26 protein-coding genes are annotated in these 25523 nt (G+C 36.1%); 22 read left to right on the forward strand and 4 right to left on the reverse strand.

Annotation, left to right across the window (positions count from 1 at the left end; all coding sequences use genetic code 11):
- Nucleotides 1-6 precede the first annotated feature (6 nt).
- The 4 genes from AB3I20_RS10465 to AB3I20_RS10480 all read left to right on the forward strand — a co-directional run bounded on the left by AB3I20_RS10465 (nt 7) and on the right by AB3I20_RS10480 (nt 4268).
- Nucleotides 7-2091 carry a BppU family phage baseplate upper protein gene (locus AB3I20_RS10465; RefSeq protein WP_271027187.1) on the forward strand — a complete coding sequence of 695 codons (2085 nt, stop codon included), beginning with the start codon at nt 7-9 and terminating at the stop codon, nt 2089-2091.
- A 22-nt stretch (nt 2092-2113) separates the two neighbouring features.
- Nucleotides 2114-2815 carry a glycerophosphodiester phosphodiesterase family protein gene (locus AB3I20_RS10470; RefSeq protein WP_270346488.1) on the forward strand — a complete coding sequence of 234 codons (702 nt, stop codon included), beginning with the start codon at nt 2114-2116 and terminating at the stop codon, nt 2813-2815.
- 68 nt (nt 2816-2883) lie between these two features.
- Nucleotides 2884-3285, forward strand: a complete 402-nt coding sequence (locus tag AB3I20_RS10475; RefSeq protein WP_270346456.1) for a phage holin family protein — start codon at nt 2884-2886, stop codon at nt 3283-3285.
- Entirely contained in the window at nt 3285-4268 is a 984-nt protein-coding gene (locus AB3I20_RS10480) for an N-acetylmuramoyl-L-alanine amidase (RefSeq protein ID WP_270660579.1), read from the forward strand. The genes AB3I20_RS10475 and AB3I20_RS10480 overlap by 1 nt, the downstream gene beginning before the upstream one ends.
- A 224-nt stretch (nt 4269-4492) precedes the next feature.
- Here the strand turns inward: AB3I20_RS10480 and AB3I20_RS10485 are convergent, their stop codons facing one another.
- Nucleotides 4493-5080: a cell envelope integrity protein TolA gene (locus AB3I20_RS10485; RefSeq protein WP_067484931.1), complete on the reverse strand. Its 588-nt coding sequence runs from the start codon at nt 5078-5080 to the stop codon at nt 4493-4495.
- A gap of 711 nt (nt 5081-5791) precedes the next feature.
- On the opposite strand from AB3I20_RS10485, the gene AB3I20_RS10490 reads away from it, so the two are divergent.
- Genes AB3I20_RS10490 through AB3I20_RS10500 form a run of 3 tightly spaced genes read left to right on the forward strand, consistent with a single transcriptional unit; the run spans nt 5792 to nt 8683 of the window.
- Nucleotides 5792-6841: a hypothetical protein gene (locus AB3I20_RS10490; RefSeq protein WP_067485102.1), complete on the forward strand. Its 1050-nt coding sequence runs from the start codon at nt 5792-5794 to the stop codon at nt 6839-6841.
- On the forward strand, nt 6842-8095 hold the full coding sequence (locus AB3I20_RS10495; RefSeq protein ID WP_075491761.1) for a tetratricopeptide repeat protein: 1254 nt from the start codon (nt 6842-6844) through the stop codon (nt 8093-8095). It begins immediately after the preceding gene.
- Nucleotides 8096-8107: 12 nt separating this feature from the next.
- The gene (locus tag AB3I20_RS10500) at nt 8108-8683 is read left to right on the forward strand and encodes a ReoY family proteolytic degradation factor (protein WP_071869071.1); all 576 of its coding nucleotides are present in this window, start codon (nt 8108-8110) and stop codon (nt 8681-8683) included.
- 276 nt (nt 8684-8959) lie between these two features.
- Here AB3I20_RS10500 and AB3I20_RS10505 read toward each other — a convergent pair whose 3' ends face one another.
- Nucleotides 8960-9850 carry a YitT family protein gene (locus AB3I20_RS10505; RefSeq protein ID WP_067484940.1) on the reverse strand — a complete coding sequence of 297 codons (891 nt, stop codon included), beginning with the start codon at nt 9848-9850 and terminating at the stop codon, nt 8960-8962.
- A gap of 151 nt (nt 9851-10001) precedes the next feature.
- On the opposite strand from AB3I20_RS10505, the gene AB3I20_RS10510 reads away from it, so the two are divergent.
- The 8 genes from AB3I20_RS10510 (at nt 10002) to AB3I20_RS10545 (ending at nt 18709) form a co-directional block, all read left to right on the forward strand.
- Nucleotides 10002-10349: a nucleotide pyrophosphohydrolase gene (locus AB3I20_RS10510; protein WP_071869072.1), complete on the forward strand. Its 348-nt coding sequence runs from the start codon at nt 10002-10004 to the stop codon at nt 10347-10349.
- A 38-nt stretch (nt 10350-10387) separates the two neighbouring features.
- Nucleotides 10388-11596: a CCA tRNA nucleotidyltransferase gene (locus AB3I20_RS10515; RefSeq protein ID WP_067484946.1), complete on the forward strand. Its 1209-nt coding sequence runs from the start codon at nt 10388-10390 to the stop codon at nt 11594-11596.
- Between the two features lie 447 nt (nt 11597-12043).
- Nucleotides 12044-12499, forward strand: coding sequence for a hypothetical protein (locus AB3I20_RS10520; protein WP_067484949.1), 456 nt, complete (start codon nt 12044-12046; stop codon nt 12497-12499).
- Between the two features lie 309 nt (nt 12500-12808).
- Entirely contained in the window at nt 12809-13084 is a 276-nt protein-coding gene (locus AB3I20_RS10525; RefSeq protein WP_067484952.1) for a hypothetical protein, read from the forward strand.
- A 12-nt stretch (nt 13085-13096) separates the two neighbouring features.
- Complete coding sequence (locus AB3I20_RS10530; protein WP_067484955.1) at nt 13097-15199, forward strand: sodium:proton antiporter; 2103 nt, start codon at nt 13097-13099, stop codon at nt 15197-15199.
- A gap of 155 nt (nt 15200-15354) precedes the next feature.
- Nucleotides 15355-17241, forward strand: coding sequence for an ABC-F family ATP-binding cassette domain-containing protein (locus AB3I20_RS10535; RefSeq protein WP_368027292.1), 1887 nt, complete (start codon nt 15355-15357; stop codon nt 17239-17241).
- A gap of 11 nt (nt 17242-17252) precedes the next feature.
- The gene (locus tag AB3I20_RS10540; protein ID WP_095803524.1) at nt 17253-18200 is read left to right on the forward strand and encodes a thymidylate synthase; all 948 of its coding nucleotides are present in this window, start codon (nt 17253-17255) and stop codon (nt 18198-18200) included.
- A 14-nt stretch (nt 18201-18214) separates the two neighbouring features.
- Entirely contained in the window at nt 18215-18709 is a 495-nt protein-coding gene (locus tag AB3I20_RS10545; protein WP_368027293.1) for a dihydrofolate reductase, read from the forward strand.
- A 94-nt stretch (nt 18710-18803) separates the two neighbouring features.
- Here the strand turns inward: AB3I20_RS10545 and AB3I20_RS10550 are convergent, their stop codons facing one another.
- Nucleotides 18804-19457, reverse strand: coding sequence for a hemolysin III family protein (locus AB3I20_RS10550; protein ID WP_368027294.1), 654 nt, complete (start codon nt 19455-19457; stop codon nt 18804-18806).
- A 129-nt stretch (nt 19458-19586) separates the two neighbouring features.
- On the opposite strand from AB3I20_RS10550, the gene AB3I20_RS10555 reads away from it, so the two are divergent.
- The 7 genes from AB3I20_RS10555 (at nt 19587) to AB3I20_RS10585 (ending at nt 24763) form a co-directional block, all read left to right on the forward strand.
- Nucleotides 19587-20429 (forward strand): DegV family protein, encoded by an 843-nt coding sequence (locus AB3I20_RS10555; RefSeq protein WP_067484967.1) that lies wholly within the window; start codon nt 19587-19589, stop codon nt 20427-20429.
- A 169-nt stretch (nt 20430-20598) separates the two neighbouring features.
- Nucleotides 20599-21492, forward strand: coding sequence for an SGNH/GDSL hydrolase family protein (locus AB3I20_RS10560; protein WP_067484969.1), 894 nt, complete (start codon nt 20599-20601; stop codon nt 21490-21492).
- Nucleotides 21489-22169 carry a YpmS family protein gene (locus tag AB3I20_RS10565; protein ID WP_082294057.1) on the forward strand — a complete coding sequence of 227 codons (681 nt, stop codon included), beginning with the start codon at nt 21489-21491 and terminating at the stop codon, nt 22167-22169. The genes AB3I20_RS10560 and AB3I20_RS10565 overlap by 4 nt, the downstream gene beginning before the upstream one ends.
- A gap of 36 nt (nt 22170-22205) precedes the next feature.
- Nucleotides 22206-22724, forward strand: a complete 519-nt coding sequence (gene msrA / locus AB3I20_RS10570) for a peptide-methionine (S)-S-oxide reductase MsrA (protein WP_368027295.1) — start codon at nt 22206-22208, stop codon at nt 22722-22724.
- Nucleotides 22721-22948, forward strand: a complete 228-nt coding sequence (locus AB3I20_RS10575; RefSeq protein WP_067484975.1) for a YozE family protein — start codon at nt 22721-22723, stop codon at nt 22946-22948. Before msrA ends, AB3I20_RS10575 begins: the two co-directional genes overlap by 4 nt.
- A gap of 102 nt (nt 22949-23050) precedes the next feature.
- On the forward strand, nt 23051-23602 hold the full coding sequence (gene lepB / locus AB3I20_RS10580) for a signal peptidase I (RefSeq protein ID WP_368027307.1): 552 nt from the start codon (nt 23051-23053) through the stop codon (nt 23600-23602).
- A 249-nt stretch (nt 23603-23851) separates the two neighbouring features.
- A complete protein-coding gene (locus AB3I20_RS10585; protein ID WP_143139936.1) occupies nt 23852-24763 on the forward strand; it encodes an RICIN domain-containing protein in 912 nt (303 codons plus the stop codon).
- Between the two features lie 195 nt (nt 24764-24958).
- Here AB3I20_RS10585 and AB3I20_RS10590 read toward each other — a convergent pair whose 3' ends face one another.
- On the reverse strand, nt 24959-25357 hold the full coding sequence (locus AB3I20_RS10590; RefSeq protein ID WP_075491767.1) for a VOC family protein: 399 nt from the start codon (nt 25355-25357) through the stop codon (nt 24959-24961).
- Between the last annotated feature and the right edge of the window lie 166 nt (nt 25358-25523).

Here is a 25523-nt window from a genome sequence, read left to right on the forward strand (position 1 = left end):
AAAAAAATGTCAATTAGAAAAAAAGATGATATTGTTATCAAACCACATGCGAGTGGCCGTGTTGAAGGGCGAAACGACTATGTTTTTTATAGTTTTGATAGAAACAGTTCACAATTTATCCTGAAATTTGTAGATCACAGAGGGAGACCATATGATTTATTAAATGCAAATCCTACAGTGCTTTTAATCATCGAAGAAGACGGAAAATGGAAAAAAGTTGTACTTGAGGGAACAGATATAGAAGAAATTAGTATCATTGATGGGAAGATAGCTATCACTATTCCTGAATTTCTTCTAGGTTATCGTGGAAAGGTTGATATGTATGTCGGCTTAACTTTTGATGATGGATCAAGTTCTGATGAACTACATTTAGCATTTACAATGAAAAAAAGTCCTTTTGATTCTGCATACGAAGAGGCTAAAGACTATTATGTAGCAAATTTTGAAGTGTTACTACATGAAGTAGAATTGGCGAAAGAGAATGCTATCAATGAAATAAACAAGCAATTACCAGAAACAGAAAAAACACTTGAAGAAACTGTCGAAAAATTGGCTGAACTCAAAGCTGAAATAGGAACAATTGATTTTGGCTCTTTTCAAAAATCAAAACTGACTTCAGACGGTGGCAAGGCATTACGTTTAGCAGACTTAAATCCTCGTCCAAGTACCATTGATGATTTAACTCGACCAGGCTTTTACTACATTACAAGCGCAGAATCAAATACCTTTATTCCGGCGGATCATTATATTCGGCAAATTGGTATGGCAGGGTCTGGCTGGATAACTGTCTATCCTGGTGACGCAGGGGGAGTAGTCGTACAAGAATGGTATAGAAATACGGCAAGTGCTGTAGCAAACACTCGACATTTATATCGTAAACAAGAATCAGCTTCGCCCGTTACGTGGAATCCTTGGTCAGAATATGCGCAGACAAACAGCACGATGCTATCAAGTAGCTATTATCAAGGTGCAGCACATCGAATTGCTGAAGCAACCACTAACGGAAAACAAGCAACTAGCTATCTTGAATTAAGCGAGAATTCAGGAATATATTATTTAACCACAAACGAAAGCAAAGCAATGTCTGATTTTTCTAGTTTACCGTCAGAATTTATTTATGGGACATATATCGAAAATATTCCGAATTCGTCACTTGGAAATTATTTCCAAAAAATTACTAGTAATATTTTGGACGGAAAGGCTCAATTACCTGTCAGTTACTGGCGTATTGTAGTGAAAACGGATAGTGGTTATGACGCCACAAAATGGCGTAAGTACGTTTCTCAAGATGATGCACAAATGTACAAGACGACTAAAGACAATGGCGATAGCTGGAGATTAGAAGACTTGCCTGCTAAGCCAGATGGATTAGAACAGTGGGCGAGGTTGTATAAAGGTTGGTACTATATACCGAACTCTAGCTTAAAAACAATGAGTGACTATAGCACACTTCCGCCAGAATTTGCTAACTCACATGTTCACATGGAGATTCAAGGAGGAGCTGGAAGTGTGTATGCTCGTCAGACATTGACGATGTATCAAGCACCGTTCACTCAAATATATAGAGTAGTTACAAACACCTTGGCTCAGCCGTGGCAGACAGTAGCTAAAAGTGACGACGTTGTTAACTTGACGAAAAATCAATCGGTAGGTGGCAAAAAAGATTTTACGGAAATTCCAACGATTGAACAGTCAAACGTTGTGAGTGAGTCTAGTTTTGCAGATGTGTATAATAAAGTCATAAATAATTTGTCTAGCTTGAAAGTTACGTCTGGATTTAGTGATGGATTTACTGGTTGGATCAATTTTGAGCGGGTAGGTGAAACAGTTATTGTAAGTTATGCGTTAAGCCCATCTACGAATACTGGAACATGGAAAACACCACTTTCTATTGCAAGTATTCCTGAAGAATTTCAATTTAACAATAATGCTTATGGAACTGGTAGTATTGCAACATCAAATATAGGCAATGATGTTTGTCAAGCTGGTATGACAACTGTTGGGTTTCAGTTTGCTTCATGGAACCGCACATCTGGGACAGCTCAATTTGCGGGTCAAGTGATAGGGACGGCAAAAAGCCGAGAAAAATAGTAGCCTGGTTGTTCCAAAATACATCCTACATGCAGGGAACAGTCAGGAATATCCTGAAAACTCATTGCCGGGTTTTTATAAAGCGCCAAAAAACATAAAGGCATATGAAAATGACATTATCAATACAAAAGACAATGTCTGGGTACTGATGCATGACTTAACCATTGATCATACAACAAATGGGACAGGATGGGTGCAAGATATGACTTTTGAAGAATTAAGAAAATATCGGTTAGATGTAGGACCAAATATCGACAATTTAACGGATGGAGAGAGAGTTATTCCGTCATTAGAAGAGTATTTGCAAGCATGTGTAGCAAATGAAGCTGTACCAGTCATCGAATTGCGACAACGAAATTATCCGATGTCAGCATACTTAACGTTATACACGACAATTTCAAAATATATTTGTTTGAATAATTGTGTTTTGATGAGTTTTGGAATTGATGTAGTGAAAGCATTACGCGCACATTTACCTAATGCCAATATATGGTGGATTACGTACAATCTAAATGACGATGTACTAAATACATGTGAACAATATAATTTTGATGTGGATGTGATTCAGAGCGCAGAAGATTTAACGGCTGAACAGGTGAAATTATTTCATAATCATGGTATAGAAGTGAACACGTGGACTTTATACCAAAAACAAGATCATCAACACTTGTTAGATTGTAACGTTGATCATATTACGACAACGATAAATGATATTAACTTATAGCTAGCGAGCGTACTCAATTGAGTACGCTTTTTTACGCAGAAATTTAACAAGAGAAAGGTGGCAACAGATTGATTATTGATAATTTATTACTATGGAATGAATTCCGAGGATTACTAAATAACATCTACATTCAAATTTTTGTTTGGATTGTGATTGCAGATATTGTAACGGGAATCTGCAAAGGGATTTTTGTTAAAGAAACGAATAGTACGAAAGGTTTGATGGGGATTGTAAAACATTTGCTTGTTGTTGGCTTGGTTTTGGTTGCTTACCCGTATTTAAAAATTATGGGATTTGAAGGAGTAGCAACAGCATTTGTCTTTTCTTATATTGCGGTATACGGCATTTCTGTCATTGAAAATCTAGGACAACTGGGAATTCCAGTACCAGAATTTGTCAAAAGTCGTTTTAGTAAATTAAAAGAGACATCAGAAAAACAAGGTGAGGAAGAGAATGGAGGAAAAAAATAATGGTCAAAATTATTAATAATTCCGTTTGCCGAGGTGTGGCAGGTAAGCGGGCTGGGAGTGTAAAAGGCGTTGTCATCCACAACACTTGGACGAACACGACAGCAGAACAAGAAATGAATCGCTTGGCAAATATGACGCCTAAACAATTAGAAGCTGGATTTGCCCATTATTATGTGGATGAAAAGACAATTATTCGCACAGAAGATACTTACAATCGCGCATGGCATGTAGCAAATTCTGATGGGAACAATAGTTATTTAGGTTATGAAGTTCGTGGGAATCGTGAAACAGTGAAGGCCATTTTTTTACAAGCAGAACAAAATGTTTTTTGGCAAGCTGCGATTGACTTGCATTATTATGGCTTACCAGTAAGCCGTGATACGGTCAAATGTCATCATCAGTTTTCAGCAACTGAGTGTCCGAAGCGATCTTTGATGGAACATTGCGGATACGATTCGACTTTTGCAGTACCAACAGAAATTACCGGTAAAATGCAAGATTACTTTATTACTCAAATCAAAAAATATTATGATAATCCAGCTTTGCAGCCAGATGGAAGTAGTGAAGGAAACAATGAACATGATGAAATTATTGCTGAAAGCCCTGCAAAAACGGTTAATGGTATGACAGCAAAATTAGAAAAATTCACTGAATATCCAGTCGGCTCATTCCGTGAAGCTGGTTGGGCACATGCAGGAAAAGAAAAATTTAACTACTGCTTTATTTTTTTGATGGATGCAACAAACGGTCAAGAAATTGACCGTCAAAAAGCAAAAGATATTGATCGTCCTGATGTGAACGCAGCTTACGGGTTATCAAGCGACAATAGACCGGGGTTTGATGGGAGTCTTGATATCACTAAACATACTGGTAAAAAAGCTTATGTTAAAATTCGTTTGACTAATGATGTTAATGGTAATACAGTAGGCGGTGCAAAAGACGTTGATTTCAAAGAATATGTTTTAACGATTCCAAAACGATAAAAATACACACAAACAAACTCTGAAATTTAACAGACAGAGAAAATTTATTTTCACAAATGTTGAGTAAATAAAATAGAAAAGTGTCTGAAATACGAATCAAAATGATTCTGCTTCAGACACTTTTTCATGAATAGATGGCGACCAAAAAGCAAGGCTTTCTTACAACTACTTACTTTTGTCCCCGTCTCGTTCTACATAGAAATAAAAATGATTCACTTAGGCTATCAACTGATATATCCATTATTTTTTAACGCTTTTTGATGTTCACAAGGTTCCCCAACGATTGTGAAATTAGTAATTCTAGCGCTTTCTTGTTGATTCGTCCAATCATAAGTGTAGTTTTTCCCAGTCCAGATGCTATCACAAGCAAAACAATGATATTCCACTTCAATTAGTCCAGCTGGATTTTCAGCTTGGATCCACCCAATACATTTAGCTGTGCCATTTGTAATCGTAGCTTGGTCTAAATCAAAATCATAAGGATTATAAGTAAATTCTGTTAAAGGTATCGCTTTAGTAGCTAGTGCTTTTGCTAATACTGGATCGACTGTAACTTTTTCTTCTGGCACTTGCTGCTCTGCTGATGTTTGTTTTTCTGGTTGCAGCTGTGTCGTTTGCTGGGTTGCTTCAGTAATTCCTTCATTTGAAGTGGTTGAAGAAGCAGTCTGTTGGACTATTTCTTGTGTTGATACGGATGGTTCTGTTTTTTCTTTTGAGGTCAGAAGTGGGAAGGTGAGTAACCCCAAGATAAAAACGCCAACTAACACTACAATTCCTGCCAATACACCCACAATCACTTGCCATGTTTTCATTCTTTTCTCCTCCATTCAAGTTTAATTTTATTCCTCAATTAACAGTCCGTAAATATAAAGTTTTGCTAATAAACATAAAATAAAAACCGAAATAGAACTATAAAGCAACGGATTGCTTTATTCACCATCCGAGGGTTGCTTCAATATTTTTCTGAACTTGTTGCGGATTGGTAGGCTTCTCACTTTGAAGTCTAGTTGAGTCAGCAGTTGTGGCATTTGCAGACGCTGGAACAGATTGCTAAACACGAGGGGCTTTTAATAATTCAAGATAATCTAATTATTTTTGCAACAATGTTTTGATTAAGTCCTATTGGGTAGTCTTTTCTGGAGATTTACTTTTTTGGTAAATTGATTGTAGTTGAGTGTTAGTTGTGATAATTATTATCGAAATGATTTGAGTTGTTGAAATGATTTCAATTGTGATTGCTGAATGTTCAGAATTATTCTTGGTAGCATAACTTACTAAAAACAACAGTGAACAAGTAAAGTTGCGGAATCAAAACTATTTTTTATTCTTTTCATCGTTAAACATACTTTCCTTTTGAAGAGGCTTCCTTTTATTAGTAGTAAAATACATAAAAATAATTTAGTGTGGTTCATTTAATTATTTTTTGAGTGAAAAGTTTCTCTTTTGGGTTGAAGAAGATGTATTGGTTTTCTTTTCAGGATTTTCCTGAATAATGGTAAAATAAAGAAAAGGGGGGATGCGTGTTGGAACTTACGTTTTCCATGGTTAATCAAACCACGACGATTTCTTACGGCGAAACGTTAAGCAGTCTGTTAAAACCATTGGCTATCAGAGAACCAATCTTGTTCTTAACGAATCAGCGTTATTATGATTTGTTTTCAGAAAAGATGAATCAATTCTTTGCGGATCAGGCGAATATTGATTGGTATATTTGCACGAATAGTGCGCAATGCAATAACTTAACAGAGCTTGCGCATCTCTTAGACTATGTGAAACGTTTTCCGGAAAATCAACGACTGATCGTGATTGGATTTGGAAATGAAGGAATTATGGAATTAGCTAGTTTTTTTCAAAAACACACGATCCTTTCAACGAAACTTTGGTTGATTCCTGTATCTGCCCGTTCGTTTGGTGGAGCATTGACAAACAAACGCAGCATTTTACAGTCGCCTTATCAGGCTGTATTAGAAACAGAAAATTTGCCAGAACGAATTTTCTTTGACCAAACGATTAGTGATCGCCAAGTTGAAGGCAAACAGATCGACTTTTTGACGTTCGTTGTTTGTGGATTGATTTGTGATTATGGTTTCTTACAGAACTTGTACAAAAATTACTCAACACAGCAAAAACTACACAACGTACCTTTTGCTGGGATGCTCGAAGAAATGATTCATTTTTACCAGGAAGAGGCGGAAAATCTTGCAACTTATGGTAAACTATTTGAGCAAGCTTTTTATCTAACAGAAAACGGACATTTATTATCAGCAAGCATGAAAAAATTTTTAGGATTACTTTTTCAACTAGTTTGGAACATTGAGCGTAACGAGATTTCTTTTCAATTAAAAAATTTTTTTATTTGGTTGAAGCATCTTGGTTATCCAATTGATTGGCTGGAACAGTTATCTGAAGCTGAATATTTAGAAAATGTCTTGATTTTAGCAGAAAAAAGCAAAAAGATTCTTGTTTTAGAAAAAATTGGTATAATAGAAGGATACCATTCGCCAAATGAGAATGAATTGTTGAAAATGATGACAAGATATCAAAGGATTGTCAATGAGATTAGAGGGAATTGAATGAAAACATACAGTGAAAAAATGTTACAAGCCTTGTCTGAAGAAGATTTAGCACAGGCTCAACTATTACTTGTACAGGCGTTAAAGGAAGATCCAGCAGACGTTTTAGCTGAATTGGGTGAAGAATTGTTAGCGATTGGTTTTTTAGAAGAAGCAAAACAAATTTTTGAACAACTTGTAGCGCAATATCCTGAAAATGATGGCTTAAATATTCCATTAGCAGAAATTGCGATTGAAGATAATGAGATTGACGAAGCATTTACGTATCTAGAAAAGGTAAGTAAAGAAAGTGATTATTATCCGCAAGCGTTATTGGCAATTGCTGATTTGTATCAAGTAATTGGTATTCCAGAAGTAAGTGAAGCAAAGTTAAAAGAAGCTGCTAGTTTGCTTCCTGATGAACCTTTGATTCAATTTGCTTTAGCAGAATTGTATTTTTCAGTGGATCGCTTTAAAGAAGCTGCTGTCATTTATGACAACTTGTTAAATAGCCAGATCAAAGAAATTTCTGGCATTTCGATGCAAGAGCGTCTAGGCCAATCACTAAGCATGCAAGGCGAATTTGAGGCAGCAATCAAACCATTAGAAGCAGCATTAGAGGAAGATCGCACAGATGATCGATTGTTCCAGTTAGCTTTTACAAACTTACAATTAAAAGAAAACCAACAAGCAATCAATTACTTACAAGAACTACGAACAGTTAATCCTCAGTACCAATCGCTTTATCTGTATTTAGGACAAGCGCTACAGGAAGAAGAATTGATTGAAGAAGCACAAACGGTATTGGAGGAAGGAATCAAAGAAAATCCTTATCAAGTTGAATTGTATCATTTGGCTTCTGAAAATGCTTTTCGTTTGCGTGACAAAGAAAGTGCAGAAAAATTATTGTTGCAAGCTCTTGAACTAGGTGAAAAACAAGATGATACGTTATTGACTTTAAGTAATCTTTATTTAAATGAAGAACGTTATGAAGACGTTATTAATGCAGTCAACCAAATGGAAGAAACAGCAAATCCATATGCCGAATGGAATTTGGCTCATGCATATAATGAATTAGAAGATTTTGCTGTCGCAGCGCTCCATTACGAGCAGGCTTTCCACGAGTTGCAACATGAACCAGATTTCTTGAAAGAATACGCATTTTTCTTACGAGAAGAAGGAAAGCTGGATCAAGCAAAAGAACTATTAAAACATTACTTACATCATGAACCTGGAGATATGGAGGCCCTGTCTTTACTAGATGATCTATCATAAGGGGTGATCAAGATGTTTATAAATGTGCGGGAAAAAAAGAATTTTTTAACGTGGATGGTGAACCATGTTTCATTTAGTCGCCGTGAAGTTTTTTGGATTTTGAATTACTTGTCAAATCATGAAGCGATTTTGAAAAATGTTCATTTTGTTGAGGGGGCGGATCAAACTACCCGTGGGTTACAAATCAGTGACCTGTCTGTAGCTGGTGAACCGATGAAATTGTTTTTAAAAGGGAAAGTGTTTACGGATACAGATCAAATTTTTCACGAAATTCGATTGAATCGAACAGAACCGTTGTATGTGGAATGTTTCTTTGAAGACGCTTGGCAAACGAGTGAATATCTATCCATTTTAGAAGACAATCCTTTTGCTACTTGGGATTTAACGATTGCAGAAGAAGAAACAGAAGCAGTCGAAAGGTACTTCCATGCAAAAGAGCAAGAGGCCCAGTTAAAGATGCTTTACGCACAAATTGATCAAGCATTAGAAGACGGAAATAAGGATGCGTTTTTGAAACTATCCGATGAAGTCAATCGTCAAATTTTAGCAGATGCACAAAGAGCGTCAAATAAAAATGGTGTTAGCTAAACAAAGAGTTTGTGGCTCCAAGCGATTAGCTTCAAGCAATAAGGATGCTTTTCATAAAAATAGCTCTCTCTATTTTTATGAAAAGAGGACTTATTGACAAAGAAGCTGCTTGGGGAACACCGTGAATAAGGTTGTGGCGCAAAACGTTCAGCTCTGACAAGATAGCGAGCAAGCACTCAAAATAGCTCTTCATATTTTGAAGTGAATGAAAGCTATGTGGAGGAGTTGTTTGGGAACACCGTTTATTTAGAAGAAAGGGCTGTGACAATATTTTTGTCACAGCCCTTTTTTTTGTCTGAATCTCAATCGTTTGGTTTGAGGTCTCAAATAGGTGAAACCTTCACCGGCAACTTCATGAACATTGATGACTGAGATGAATGCTTGTTCATCAATTTCATGAATGATTTGCTTGGCAGAGGTCAATTCACTGGAACTAACAACTAAGTAAATCAATTTTTTTGAATGACCAGAAAAGCCACCTTCACCATTTAAAAAGGTGACGCCACGTTGTAATCCAGTCATCAATAAAGGCGCCAGTTCTTCGCTTTTATTTGAAACCACTAATAGACCTTTGGCAGAATAACCACCATCAAGAATTGAATCAACTACTCGACTAAACACATAAGAAACAATCAGGGTGTACATCATTCGCTTCAAATCAAGATAAGTTAATGAAGCAAGCAACACGATAATATCAAAAGTGAGTAATGAACGTCCCATAGAAATACCATAGTTTTTTTCTAAAATACGTGCGATGATATCACTACCGCCAGTCGTTCCTCCCATCCGATAGACCAAACCGCTACCCACGCCAGCAATAAGACCTGCTAATAAGGCAACAATCAATAAATCATGTTCTAAATTGATTTCGATGGGAACACGTTGCCAAACCCAAAGAGCAACTGATAAGGAAACAGTTCCTAAAATGGTGTATGCTAATGAACGTTTGCCAAGAATTTTTCCACCAATGAGAATCAACGGAATATTGATAAGCAAAGTTGTATAAGCGGGATCAATGCCAAAGAGTGCGCGTAAAATCAAAGTAATCCCCGAAACGCCACCTTCAGCTAAGTGGTTGGCGATATTTAAATAGACAAGTCCAAAGGCATAGATACTTGTTCCGATAATAATAAAGAAAACCTCTTTAATTGTTTTTGATACTGTCATGTGATCCCTGCTTTCGATAAAAATAGCTGAAAAAGTTAGAAAATTTTTTCAATTCAATATTTAATGTAGCATGGAATTTTCATTTTCACAATTGCTCTTAGCTATGTTTTGCTGTAAAGTTTTGTTAGGATAGTCTTGAAAGGGGAACGTTATGAAGAAAGAACGGACATTAAGAAGTATGCAGATGGAAGTGGATGAGTATATTCAGCAATTCAAGGTCGGTTATTTTTCCCCATTAGCTCAAATGGCACGCTTGACAGAAGAAGTCGGTGAGCTTGCGCGAGAAGTCAATCACTCTTATGGTGAAAAGGCGAAAAAGAAAACAGAGAAAGAAAATTCTGTCGCACAAGAGTTAGGTGATGTACTTTTTGTTACAATGATTATGGCTAATTCACTGGATATCGATTTGACAGAAATTTTCGAGAAAAATATGGAAAAATTCAATCAAAGAGATCGCTATCGTTTTGAGAGAAAAGATGGCCAAGTCGACGAAGGATAAACAGCCAATCAAAGAGAAATGCTAAAGAGGTAGAAAAAATGAAATTAGAACAATTACCGCTGGAGTACCAACGAGCGATTCCAGTTTTACAAAAATTAGAACATGCTGGGTATGAAGCTTACTTTGTAGGTGGAAGTGTTCGTGACATTTTATTGCATCAGGAAATTCATGATGTGGATATTGCAACGAGTGCGTTTCCACAAGAAATCAAAACGTTGTTCCCAAGAACGATTGATGTCGGTATTGAACACGGAACTGTTTTGGTGTTAGAAGAAGAGGAACAATATGAAATCACAACCTTTCGAACCGAATCAACTTACCAAGATTTTCGTCGCCCAGATAAAGTCGAATTTGTTCGTTCGCTTGAGGAAGATCTAAAGCGACGTGATTTTACAATCAATGCGTTTGCTTTAAAAGAAGATGGAAAGATTATCGACCTTTTTGATGGTTTAGATGATTTGCATAATCATGTTTTGCGAGCTGTAGGAAATCCTCATGAACGGTTTCATGAAGATGCATTACGAATGATGCGTGGGCTACGATTTGTCAGTCAACTGGGCTTTGAATTAGAACCAGAAACACTTGAAGCAATCAAAGAAAATCATGCTTTGCTGGAAAAAATCTCAGTGGAGCGAGTCAATATCGAATTTGTTAAAATGTTACTGGGAAAAAATCGTCAAGCAGGTTTGCGGGCATTTGTCGAAACCGAATGTTACATCTATTGTCCTGGTTTAAGTGGAAAAGGGGAAGCATTACTACGAATGGCTGATTTGCCAGAAATCCCCTTGAAAACAGAAAGCCAAGCATGGGCACTATTGCTAAATCAATTGGATTTATCTGGTTCAGCAGTCCGACCTTTTTTAAAAGAATGGAAGTGCTCCAATCAAATGATTAAAGAGGTGCAGGCACTGGTTCAAGGTTTGGATTTACGTCAAGAAGGACCATTGTTGCCAACAGCTCTTTATCAGTTAGGTGAAACAGCAGCTGTTCAAGTAGAAGAGCTGATGGTTTACTTTGAGAAAATGCCTGAGCTTGCGAAAGTGAGACAAGCTTATCAAGAACTTCCAATCAAATCGTTACGAGAATTAGCAATTGATGGAAAAATTTTACTAGCTACGATGGATCGAAAACCGGGTCAATGGGTCAGTGAGGCGCTACAATCAGCAGAAGAGGCTGTCATTAACCAAGTAGTGAAAAATGAGCGGGAAGCATTATTGACTTACGTGAAGGAGCAACTAAGTAACTAGAGTGTGAAGAGAGGAACCATGACAAAAAAGTATTTTTGTAGCTCCTCTTGTCCTAACAGATGTTGTTTCCAAAACAACTTATTAATCTAGCCTCTGTTCACTTCAAAAGTTTGAAAGCTATTTGATGTTTGCTCGTTAACTTGTTGGAGCTAAACGTTTTGCGCCACAACCTTAACTACGGTGTTCTCCAAGTAACTCCTCGAAATAGCTTGCAGCCACTTCAAAATAAGTCTAAATTATTCAAAAATTTAGGAAATAATTTCTGATAATTTATTCTTATTTGTTGGAGCTGAGCACTTCGTGTACAATCTTTTTTGAACCATGAAAAAAATTTTGGTTCGCACCATGTTCTGAATGATTTTTAGAACTTAAAATGTGACCACTTACATTTGTTATGCTAAACTTGTAGTGCAATGCTGATTATTATTTGGAAGAAGGAGATTTTTTATGAAAAAAGAAATGACAGCGCTAAAATTTTATTTCCGTAATGGAGAAACTTGGACGATTGATCGTCGTCATATCGGTGACTTATGGATCAAACAAATTACAACGAGTTTTGGACGAATCAATGGAAGTGAATTTGTTGAAATTCATCCATGTGCTGGATTTAAAATCGAAATTTTTCAAGAAGGCGATTCAGTTGCAACTCATGACATCAACTTGGGTGGCTTAGAGATGGGTATGTTTAGCCGTGCGTTAAAATATGAAGATATTGAACGAATGGAAATTTTGTATCGTAATGGTGCGCCTGACATGGTTTATTTCCCTTATATGGACAAAGGAACAGAAGGTTTGGATAATCAATATCAATCAACAAAAATTAGTGAACAAACTGGAAGCTTGTACATCGTAATCAATCCTGAACAGCGTGTAGAAGAAGTTTACGGTCAATTTTTCGAATAGAGAAAGTAGTAAAATGTATTTGTTTTTTTCCTCGATAACAATGGGGCGAAAAATGAATACATTTTTTGCTATGTTTACTTGTAAAATTACTTGGTATAATGGAATGAAAACTTCATTTTTGTTTTCTGAAAAAACTTTTTAATTTTTTTGCGGAAAACTTGCTATCTTGCATCTTTTGGAATAGAATAGGGTCTTGAAAAATCATTGTAAACAGCAAACGGGGCAGTAGTAAAACAAAAGTTGAATTTAGAGACAAGAGTTCATAGTTTTGCTATCAGATGTGCAGTTTGTATATAGGAGATCTGAAAAATGAGAGAGAGTTTTGAAAAACAAAAAAGACTGTTGCATGATCGCTATGGGGCATTTTCGATGGAAGATCGTCGTCGAATTCTTTGCTATTTACGAAAGAAAAATATTTTAACGTATCGTCAAATGGAACGTTTGAAGCATGAATTACTTCGTTTAGAATCAAAACGAGTACAGTGTGAATTAGATGGCAATGAAGTACAAGCTGAAGCTGTCGAAAGTAAGATTTTGAAAAAAAAGGAACAATTTTTAAAGGTACTTGCACAAAATAAAAAATAGAGGAGATGGGCCATGGAATTTGCTGAGTTAGTAATCATCTTTGCTGTAACGATTACTGCATCAAATATAGTCAGCCGCATCTTACCGGTAATACCAGCACCATTAATTCAAATATTTCTTGGAGTTATTTTAGGTCTAACTGAATGGGGAGAATCCATCAGCTTTGAACCAGAATTGTTTCTGGTGATGATTATTGCTCCTTTATTGTTTCGTGAAGGTGAAAAAGCAGATGTTACGTCGATTCTTAAAAATTTCGATACGATTTTATTTTTAGCCTTTGGTGGGGTCATTTTGACGTTACTTGGCGTAGGGATGACACTGTCATTTTTATTACCAAGTTTGCCCTTTGCTGCCTGTTTTGCTTTTGGTGCGGCACTTGGCCCGACAGATGCCGTTGCCGTTAGTTCATTATCAGGACGAGTGAATATTCCCAAAAAAGCTATGCATATCTTAGAAGGCGAAGGATTGCTAAATGACGCATCAGGTGTTACAGCCTTCCAATTTGCTTTAGCTGCATTGATTACAGGCTCTTTTTCTGCAGTAAATGCAGGGGTGAGTCTAGTGATCTCAAGTTTGGGTGGGGCACTTGTTGGTTTCTTGTTGGTTTGGGTTAAACGAAAAGTAATCAATATGATTGAAAAAGCTTCGGCTAGAGATGTAACAGGGTATTTATTAATCGAACTTTTGCTACCCTTTTTAGCTTATGTGTTAGCAGAAGTTTTTGGTGTTTCGGGAATTATTTCCGCGGTCGTTGCTGGAATATTACAAGCATCCAGTTTTCGGAAAATCACGATTTTTGATGCGGAGTTATCTAGTTTATCCAATAGCACTTGGACAACTGTGACATTTACGTTGAATGCACTCGTGTTTATTTTCTTAGGAATTGAATTGACGCAAGTCTTTTCTCCTGTTTGGGAAAATGGGTTATATTCTAACTGGATGTTGATTCTTGTCATTTTGTTGATCTCAGTTATGTTATTTGTTATTCGTTTTGTTTCAATTACAGCTTTTTATTTATTTAAAGGTGGCTTAACCAGATTTAAAGAGGAACTCAACGAAATTTTAATTTTAACCTTTGGTGGAGTTAAGGGAACAGTCAGTTTAGCAACGATTTTTATTTTGCCGCTAACAATTAATGGAATGGTCTTTCACCAACGATCATTGCTGTTGTTCTTAACTGCAGGAGTTATCTTGGTTACATTAGTTGTGGGGATACTCGCACTACCAATTTTAACTGAAGAACAAGAAATAAATGGAACAGATTTAAACGCACTGATGATTTTAGAAGAAGTTGTTGAAAGTTTGCGTCAAGAGGCAAAAGAATTACCGAAAAATTCGAAAGAGTATCTGGCAACAGAAGCTGTGATTGAAAATTATCAAGAGCGAATTCGAGAACTGTACTTTGAAGACTTAACGGAAGATGAAAAACAAGAAGTGCAAGAAATCCAAGCACTTATTTTATCGATTGAACGAGATGGCTTAGATGAAAGCTATCGTTCAGGAAAATTGACAGTCAATGGTTATCGTTTCTATTCACGATTTTTATCACGTTTTGAACGCTCAATCACAGGTGAGATTCTCTCATTCATCGGTTTTTGGCTATTATTTGTTCGTCGAGTGATTCGAATTATTTTACATCCAAAAATGTTTTGGGAACGTCGTAAAAGAGAACAACAAACAATTGTTACGAAAAAAGATATTAGTGATGTAAGAGATGTTTATCATAAAAACACGCAATTAATCATCGAAAGTTTGGATAACTTAACAGATGTGTATGGCGATGTGATGATTCAATTTTTTATTGAACAAAGAAAAGCGCAAGAAATGCGTATGATGTCGAAAAACTTTTTCTCTACGATGATGATTCAACAAGAAACTTTGTTTACGAAAAAAATGCTTCGAGGCTACTATTTAGAACGAAAAGTTGTTGATGAATACGAAGTTGCTGAAAAAATTACGACTTTTTCAGCGAATGATTATCGAAAAAATATCAATCTTTTAGAGTCCTATACAATGAACAAACCAGCTGATGCTTCACCTTTACGATTTGCGTATAGTCGAAAAAAGCGTGAGCTGCAAACGAAAAAATTGAAGCAACAGGTTCACGACAAATAATTGATGTAAGTAATGGCATTAAGCAAGCTTGAAAGAAAAATCATGGTGATTTTTGTTTCAAGTTTGCTTTTTTATTTTTGAAAACAGTTAAGTGAAAAAGTCTCATTATTCATATGGATTTTATGATACAATAACCGAGATAAGGAGGGGACAAGTTGAAAGAATTAAAAGTAACTGACCTCAAAAAAACTTACGGCGAAAAAGATTTGTTTAATCAAATTTCTTTTTTGATTCATGAAAAAGATCGGATTGGATTAATTGGAACGAATGGTACTGGTAAAACCAGTCTCTTAAATATCTTAGCCGGCATAGATAGTGGTGATGGTGATCGTCAAACAGTTTTTTATCCGACGAATTATCGAATAGGCTATTTGTCACAATCAACAGATTTTTCAGATGAGTTAACCGTTCTACAAGCAGTTTTCCAAGGAACAAGTCCACTCATTCGAACGGTACGTGCTTATGAAGAAGCTTTGTTACGTTTAAGTGCTAATGGGGATGATCCACTCGCACAAAAACAGTATGCACAAGCGGAAGAAGCAATGAATAAAGAAGGCGCTTGGACAACAGATACCAATGCAAAAATTATTTTGCAAAAACTAGGTATCAGTGAATTAGACAAAAAAATCGGCGCACTTTCTGGTGGCCAAAAGAAACGCGTGAGCTTAGCTCAGGTCTTGATTGATGAACCAGATTTGTTATTGTTAGATGAACCAACAAACCATTTGGATTATGCAGCAATTGAATGGCTTGAATCATATTTGAAACAGTATCGTGGCGCATTGCTAATGGTTACCCATGATCGTTATTTCTTAGATCGAGTGACGAATCGAATCTTTGAGTTGGCATTTGGAGAGCTTCATGAATATAAAGGAAATTATGAAGCCTATGTTCTAGAAAAAGCGGAGCGAGATCGTGTAGAAGTCGAACAAGAAGAAAAACGTAAACGACTATATAAGCAAGAACTTTCTTGGATTCGCGCGGGTGTTCAAGCACGAGGAACAAAGCAGCAAGCCCGAATCAATCGCTTTGAAGATTTAAAAGAAAACTTGTATCAGGTAAACCAAGAAGCGGACCTTGAATTGAACATCGCAACACAGCGTCTTGGAAAAAAAGTTTTAGAAATCAAAGATGGCTATTATTCCATTAACAACCAAATTTTATTAGCTGATTTACAATTATTGATTCAAGCAAAAGAACGACTAGGAATTACTGGGAAAAATGGCGCCGGAAAATCCACCTTGTTAAATATTTTGGCAGGGCGAATGACTTTGGATAGTGGCACGTATTCTATTGGTGAAACAGTCCGATTAGCATACTACACACAGGAAAACGAGGAAATGGCACCAGACCAACGAATGATTTCTTATTTGCAAGAAGCTGCAGAAGAAGTTAAAACTGCTGACGGTGCTCAAATCGGTGTAGCCGAATTATTGGAACGATTTTTATTCCCACGGTATATGCACGGTACTCGAATCGGCAAACTTTCTGGTGGAGAAAAACGACGTTTATATTTATTAAAACTCTTGATTCAGCAGCCAAATGTTTTATTATTAGATGAACCAACCAATGATTTAGACATTGCAACATTAACTATTTTAGAAGATTATTTTCGAACATTTCCAGGTGCAGTTATCACTGTGTCCCATGATCGTTATTTCTTAGACAAAGTAGTCGATAAGTTACTTGTTTTTCAAGGCAACGGCAAGCAAGAGCTTTTTTACGGAGATATGTCTGACTATTTACAAAAGCAAAAAGAAGAAGATAAAGTAGTCATTGCTAAAGCAAAGCCAAAAGCTACACCAAAAGACGAAGCCAAAAAGAAAAAGCTCTCTTACATGGAACAAAAAGAATGGGCAACCATTGAAGATGATATCGCAGAGTTGGAAAATAAACTGGGTGAACTGCAAGAAGAAATGAACCATCAAGGAGATGACTTTACACGTCTCCAAGAATTACAAAAAGAAGTGAGTTTGACAGAAGGACAACTGGAAGAAAAAATGGCTCGCTGGGAGTATCTTAGTGAGTGGGCCGATAATTAGGAGGAGAATGAATGGAACAAGCTTATCTTGATTTAGGAAAAAAGTTGTTAGAAGAAGGAAACCAAAAAGGTGATCGAACAGGGACAGGTACGCTTAGTACTTTCGGCTATCAAATGCGCTTTGATTTACAAGAAGGCTTTCCTTTGTTAACAACCAAAAGAGTCCCATTTGGTCTCATTAAAAGTGAGTTACTCTGGTTTTTAAAAGGAGATACGAATATCCGTTATCTTTTAGAAAATAATAATCACATTTGGGATGAATGGGCGTTTGAACGCTACATCAAAAGTGAGGACTACACTGGTCCAGATATGACAGACTTTGGTCATCGAAGCTTAGTTGATGAAGCATTTAATGAACTTTATCAAGAACAAAGTAAACTATTTTGCGAAAAAATTATTAATGATCCAGAATTTGCAGCTGAATATGGCGACTTAGGTCATATTTACGGGTACCAATGGCGTCATTGGGAAACAAAAGATGGTCGTTTTATTGATCAGATTAAAGAAGTAATCGAAGCAATCAAAACAACACCAGATTCTCGACGTTTAATTGTTTCAGCGTGGAATCCTGAAGATGTTCCAAGTATGGCGTTACCTCCTTGCCATACCATGTTTCAGTTTTACGTCTTTGAAGGTCGTTTAAGTTGTCAATTATATCAACGAAGTGGTGATGTATTCTTAGGTGTTCCATTCAACATTGCTAGCTACGCGTTGCTTACTCATTTGATTGCACATGAAACAGGATTGGAAGTCGGAGAGTTTGTTCATACGCTAGGCGATGCGCATTTATATTCTAATCACGTAGAACAAATGAAAGAACAGTTAAGTCGTGAAGTACGTGAGTTTCCAACATTAAGTCTGAATCCAGAAAAACAATCTGTATTCGATTTTGAAATGGATGATATCCAATTGGAAGGATACCAACCACATCCAGCAATTAAAGCACCGATTGCTGTGTAAGAAAGGATGAGAAGATGCTAGCTGCAATTTGGGCACAAGATGAAAATGGATTGATTGGTAAAAATGATCAACTTCCTTGGCGATTACCGAATGATTTGAAATTTTTTAAACAAACAACTGAATCAAATATTTTAGTAATGGGAAGAAAAACGTTTGAAGGTATGGGCAGTCGACCATTGCCAAATCGCCAAACAATTGTCCTTACGCATGATAAAAATTATCAAGCAGAGGGCGTAACCATCATGCACGAGTTAGAAGAAGTCCTTGCTTTTGAAAAAGAAGCAGACGGAATCGTCTTTATCGCTGGTGGTGCTGCTATTTACCAAGAATTTTTACCTTACTGTAGTATATTGTATCGCACCGTGATTCAGCACGCATTTGAGGGTGATACTTATTTTCCTGCCGTCAAATGGGAAGACTGGTCACTAATCAATGTCAGCACAGGTGAAGTGAACGACGTCAATCCGTATGCACATCAATTTGAAACGTACCAACGAAACGAAAAATAATGTCGACAAGCAAATTTAATTTTGTTTGTACGCATAAAAAAAGAACTTTACGCGAATTAGGCGCAAAGTTCTTTTTTTTACCTATTTTAAAAAATCAAGTGAAAAATAAAACAGAAAAGTACATAAAGCCTGCACCTAACATAACAAAAAGGTGCCATACGACGTGCATGAAGCGAACGGATTTCAAACTATAGAAGAAGGCACCCACTGTATAAGAAAGTCCACCTAAAACCATTAGCGAAATTCCTACTAAACCTAGTGAATGGTAAAGGGGAACTGCAGCAATCAAACAAAGCCAGCCCATCACGATATAAATAAAGGTTGAAACTTTTGATACCGTTTCCTTTTTGTGTAAGGTTAGTGACTTATAGACGATTCCTGCAATCGCGAATACCCAAATCAAGCCAAAAAGCATCCAACCTAGCCAACCTTTAACACTTAAGAGGCAAAATGGTGTATAGCTTCCGGCAATCAATAGGAAAATGGAGCTATGATCAAAGACCTGAAAAACACCTTTTGCTTTGGTAAAAATCAATGAATGAAACAACGTTGAAGTTAAAAATAAAAGAATCATCATTGATCCGTAAATCGCATAAGTGACAACATGAAGGGGAGAATGAAGATGCGCGCCTTTGACGAGTAAAATGACTAAGCCCGCGATACTTAATCCAGCACCAATTCCGTGAGTGATCGCATTAAAAACTTCGTTGACAATCAAGTAACTGCGACTAAATTTTGTTTTTTCCATGAAAACGGCTCCTTTGTTTGACGTATTTAATGAAAAATCATTGTTTGTCTGTTATACTAAAAAAAGAAATTGCCTTGAATGTAAGTTTAACATGAATAAGGCAGCTGTTAAAGGAAGAGTGAGAAAACAATGACAAATGTAAAAATTGTAACAGATTCTTCTTGTACAATGGAAAAAGATGTACGAGACACTTTAAATATTCATGTCATGCCACTATCAGTAATGATTGATGGCGTTATGTATCCTGATGACGATCAGTTAGATGGAGAAACATTCATGCAGATGATGTCTACTGCTAAAGCTTTACCAAAAACGAGCCAACCACCAATTGGCGAATTTGTTTCATTATATGATGAATTGGGTAAAGATGGTAGCGAAATTATTTCCATTCACATGACAAAAGGATTAAGTGGAACTGTGGAAGCTGCGCGTCAAGCGAGCAATTTAACTAAAAGTAAAGTAACAGTTATTGATAGCGATACAACAGATCAAGGTTTGTCTTTCCAAGTCATTCAAGCAGCAAAATTAGCAAAAGAAGGCAAATCTTCAACTGAAATTTTAGCTGAAATCAAAAAAATTAGCGACAACACCAAATTATATATTGGAATTGCTACCTTAGATAACTTAGTCAAAGGTGGACGAATCAGTCGTGCGACAGGGTTGCTGTCAAGTATGTTGAATATTCGTGTGGTCATGAATTTTACTCATGGAGATTTGATTCCAGTTGCCAAGGGCCGAGGAAAGAAAACTTTTGACAAATGGTTTGATAGTTTGAAAAAAGAACTAAAAGAGTTACCTAATGTTCATCAAATTGCGATCTCCCACGCTGATGCAAAAGAATTAGCATTAGAGTTCAAAGAAGGTCTACAAGAACTATTTCCTGAAATGCATATCCCAGTTTTACAAACAAATCCAGTAATTGCTACACATGCGGGTAAAGGTGCTTTTGCGATCATGTATTATGTCGATTAACAACTTATAGAGTAAGAAAAGAACTAGTTGAGTGGCATGTTCATTTCACTAGTTCTTTTTGTGTGCATTTTTTGAAAAAAAGATAAATTCCTATGATTTGTTTCGAAAGACTACCTTTTTCAAATAACTTTTGATAAGATTAGACACAATTGAAGACAGAGGTGAGAAAATGAAATTACTCAAGAGATATGGATTATTTTTTATTCCAATCGTCATTGCAGTCATCGTTTTCGCTGGATTATCACTGAGTATTCCGAAAGCAGAACCCTTAGTAAAGCCATCAGTTGCGACTAAAAAAACGTCGAACATGAAAAGTAAACTTCATTATGTAGCGATTGGTGATTCTTTAACCGAGGGAGTGGGAGACCAAACCAAACAAGGAGGTTTTGTTCCGCTAGTTGCAAATGATTTACGAGAAGACTATCAGCTGAAGACTGTTGAAACAGAAAATTATGGTGTCAATGGCGAACGAAGTGACCAGATACTTAAGCGAGTGAAGGAAAAAGAAACAATTCAAACAAACATTAAGACCGCTGACATTATCACATTGACTGTGGGTGGAAATGATTTGATGAAGGTGATTCAAAATAATTTTTTTGGGTTAACAACACGATCTTTTAAAAAACCTTTAAAAAACTATCAAGAAAATGTGACTGAACTTTTAGCAGAGATCCGAGAGCTAAACCCAAATGCGCCTATCTATGTTCTAGGTATTTACAATCCTTTTTATTTGAACTTTCCAGAAATCACAGATATGCAAACGATTGTAGATAATTGGAATCAAGGAACAGAAGCCATGGTCAAAGAAACGGATCACTGCTATTTTATTCCAATCAACGATTTACTATATCAGGGGTTAGATCAAAAAGTTGGTGTAGCTGAAGAACAAACAAATACAACAGATAGTATGGCAGAAAGCTTGAATGATATAAAAAATAATGTTTTGTATGAAGAGGATCATTTTCATCCAAACAACTTGGGCTATCAATTGATGGCAAATGCAGTAAAAGAAAAATTAGTTGCAACCAAAGAACAGTGGCTGATAAAGGAGGGTGACAAATGACAGAATCAGAAAATCCAAAGAAATCAGAAGTAGAAGTGAAAGAACCCTTGAACGAAAAACAAAGTCAAGCATCGAATTATTGGCGAATGGCTTTCTTGATTCTATTAGGTGTCGTGGTTGGTATCACCATTTTTCTAGGCGTTCGAATTTTTTCGAGCCAACCTGAGTACAAAAACATGCCAGAAATTACGGCAATCGAAGGCGAACCAGTCCTGACAATTAATTCAAATAAAGAAAAAGTCAATCAGTTGATTAGTTTTTTCTTAAGTGATTTTCAAAAAGAAGGCGACATTGAGTATAAATTTTATTTAGAAAATGAAGCCATGTTAAATGGTCAGTTTGAAGTATTAGGTTTTCCAGTGAATTTTTATCTCTATTTTGAACCCTATGTTATGGAAAATGGAAACGTTCAGCTGAAAGCAAAAAGTTTATCCATCGGCACATTAAGTTTGCCAATCAAAGATGTGATGAACATGGTTAAACGTAATTATAATTTACCTAAATGGGTCGAGATTGATACGAAAGACTTAACAGTCATGCTTCGACTAGATAAATTTAGAATGCAAAATGGCATGTATATCAAAGCAGATAAAATAAATTTAGTAGACGATGATATTCGTTTTAGTCTATACTTACCCGCAAGTGAAGAAACAACAAAAGAAAGTTTAAATCAATAAGTGAAATCAAAATAGATAAATAAAAGGAGGGCTTTGATGGAACGTGCAATTTTTGCAGGTGGCTGCTTTTGGTGTATGATTCAGCCATTTGACAGTTTACCAGGTATCTACTCAATTATGTCAGGATATACTGGCGGACAACTGGCTAATCCAACCTATGAACAAGTGAAGAGCCAAACAACTGGCCATACAGAAGCAGTTGAAATCATTTATGATCCACAAGTGATTTCCTATCAAGAATTAGTCGAGCTTTATTGGGAACAAACCGATCCAACTGATGCGTTTGGACAGTTTGAAGACCGAGGAAGTAGTTATCGACCTGTCATTTTTTATTCAACAACAGAGCAACAAACGATTGCAGAAAAAAGCAAACAACGCTTAGCTGAGAGTGGTCGTTTTACAGAAAAAATTGTGACGACCATTGAGCCAGCACAGCCATTTTATTTGGCTGAAGTTGATCATCAAGACTACTATAAAAAGAATCCAGAAAACTTTGCACGCAATCATGCAAGAAGAGCGGCTTTTGTCGAGAAAAATTGGGGGAATCATCAGTGAATCGAAGCTTTTACCATTATTTAATGACTCTTCGTGGACCAAATCAGCTAGATCAAGTGACTGAATTTGCAAATGAAGCAGGAAAAGATATTCAATTTCCAAAACATAGTTCAGACTATGAAGAACTCTCTGATTATTTGGAAATGAATGTGGACTATTTAACTTCCATGGATGTATTTGATGCGGCTTGGGAACAATATTTGGAAAACAATCATGCTTCTTAAGCTTTTGTTTGTCTTTGAAAAAAAGATTAATTTCATCTCTTAGTCGCAATTTGTTTGAAATTTTTCTATAATAAAAGCAGAACTACAAATGAGGGATGAATGTTGACAACAAAACAGAAGTGGACGAATCGTTTTTGGTTAGCTGTGAAATATTTACTGATTTCGATTTTTCTGGCATTTATTTTACGTGGCTTTCTTTTTATTCCAGTACCGGTTGAAGGAAATTCAATGGAAAATACGTTGAGTCAAGGAAATATGACGATGATGGAGAAATTTACCGAGATCAAACGATTTGATGTCGTCGTTTTTCAATTGGCAGATGGCACGATTTATATCAAACGAGTGATTGGCTTACCAGGTGAAACGATCAGCTACCAAAATGATACATTACAAATCAATGGAAAAGATATCAAAGAACCATTTTTAAGTAAAAATATCCAATCAGATCATGAGACTGCACCGTATACGACCGATTTCACCTTGCAAGGATTGACTGGGGAAGAAAAATTAGCTGAAGATAATTATTTCGTAATGGGGGACAATCGACGAATTTCAAAAGACAGTCGTTCTTTTGGTACGATTTCTCGTGAAGATATCTTGGGTAAGGCACGTATGGTGTACTATCCTCTAAGTGAAATCAAATGGATCAAATAATTGATGGCTTGAAATAGTATCAGTCAAAAAGACAATTGAATGAGATCAATTGTCTTTTTTTTGTTTTTTTAAATATAGCTAAAGTTATCTTTGGACAACTCACATTCGCTTATGTTAACGTTTTCTTAGAGAGGTAAAATTTTTTTGTTAGTTGTTTTATCTTATCTTTTTTTCGAGGAGGTGAAAATGGAAAAGAGAGCTGGAAGAATTTGTTTAAAAGAAAAAATAAAACAAAAAAGGAGAAAGAAAATGAAAAAGATGATTGGATTATTTTTTACTTTATTTTTATTGTTTCCTCAAGTAATGGTTCACGCAGATGAAGCAAGTCAAGCAGTTGACGCAAAAAGTAGTGAGAAAAACCAGCAAATGGAATATACAATTACTAGAAATATTATAGTAGGCTCATTTACTGAGGGTTGGGGAGTCGAGGGCATGAGAGTAACAGAAGATGCAATTGAATTTGATGTTAACATGGGAGATGATCTTTACCAGTGTGGGAACCCGATTGAGGTACAGACTTTATCCAGTGGACCAAGGGGTCAGTATCAAGTGGAGGGCAAACGAATTCTTCGTGAAAAGAAAAATGGGCAACGCTATTACACGATTCGATTTGACAAAAGCCAATACATAAATGGTTCTAATACAGTTATCCATATAAAGACAATTGTAGATTTTGACTTTGTTTACAACGAGCTGGTCATTAATCTAAATACAAAAATACCAGAAAATTACAATGACATACTTGTTTCGATTCAAAGCAAAATGGATAATTGGAAAGTTGTTGATTGGGATGAAACACATAACGTAGCTGTGAGTTGGAACAATGATGGGAATAGTAATCAAAAGTGGTATTTAAAATATCATGCAGCAAAAAATGCTTACAGTATCCATAGTTATAAACAAACTGCATATAGTTTGTTAGAAAATAGTGATAAAAAGGTTGGCGTCAAACCCAATGTTAGTAATAACGATAGTGCACTGTGGCAACTGATTTGGGAAAGTAGTCAAACCAACGGCGAAGCATTTTTCTTGAAGAACGTAAAAAGTGGACATGTAATGGATATTCAAAAAAGCAATCTAGATGGTGGAAATATCATCACCTTTAATAAGACAGGGACAGAAAATCAAAAATTTATTTTACATATTGAAGGCTACAAATAAAAGCGAATCAGTCTTTTATTTTTAATGAATGTGCTATTAGTAGATAAGAAAGAGGAAACACGTCATCTGTGTTTCCTCTTTCTTTAGATAGTTCCCTGCAAGATTATAAAAAATAAGAAGAAATCATCCCAAACTTGTGGGGGAATGGTATGGATTTCTTCTCGTATAGTAACTAACGAAGTGTATTTTTTGTTTCTACATTGCCATCCAAGAGGGTTCTAACATATTTCCATCTAGGTCTTGTACTTCAAGGCCAAACATTTGATCTTCTGGAATACCCATGTCCACATGATAATAAGACCCACCATTTTCTTTTGCTGTTTCGGCAAATTTTTTGACTGCTTCTGCATTAGGTAGACTGAAAGCAATCAGTGCGCCACTGGTTGTCTGTGCATCTGCAATTTTTCGATCGTTGATAAATGTTTGATAAAATTCATGATTCAACAACATAATCCAAAAGTGATCATCCCATACCATAGAGCTTGCTTGTTCTGTCGAAAATTCTTGATTTTGCTCAAAGCCGAGTTTCGTATAAAATTCCGTTGACTTCTTTACATCTTTGACTGGAAAATTGACAAAAACCATCGTACTCATTTTTTTCGACCCCTTTCTATATTCTTATCATCTACTGTTTGTAAAACGCTGTCAAAAATTCTGCTTCGTTTTTTTCTTGGTAAAATAAATTTTGGAAAGGCATAGCGCTAAGAAAACAAACGATGCTTTCTTTTTTTTAGTTCAATTTATGCTAAAATAGCTTGTA

This window comes from Enterococcus sp. C50 (genome assembly GCF_040887505.1).
GTDB classification, from domain to species: domain Bacteria; phylum Bacillota; class Bacilli; order Lactobacillales; family Enterococcaceae; genus Enterococcus_B; species Enterococcus_B thailandicus.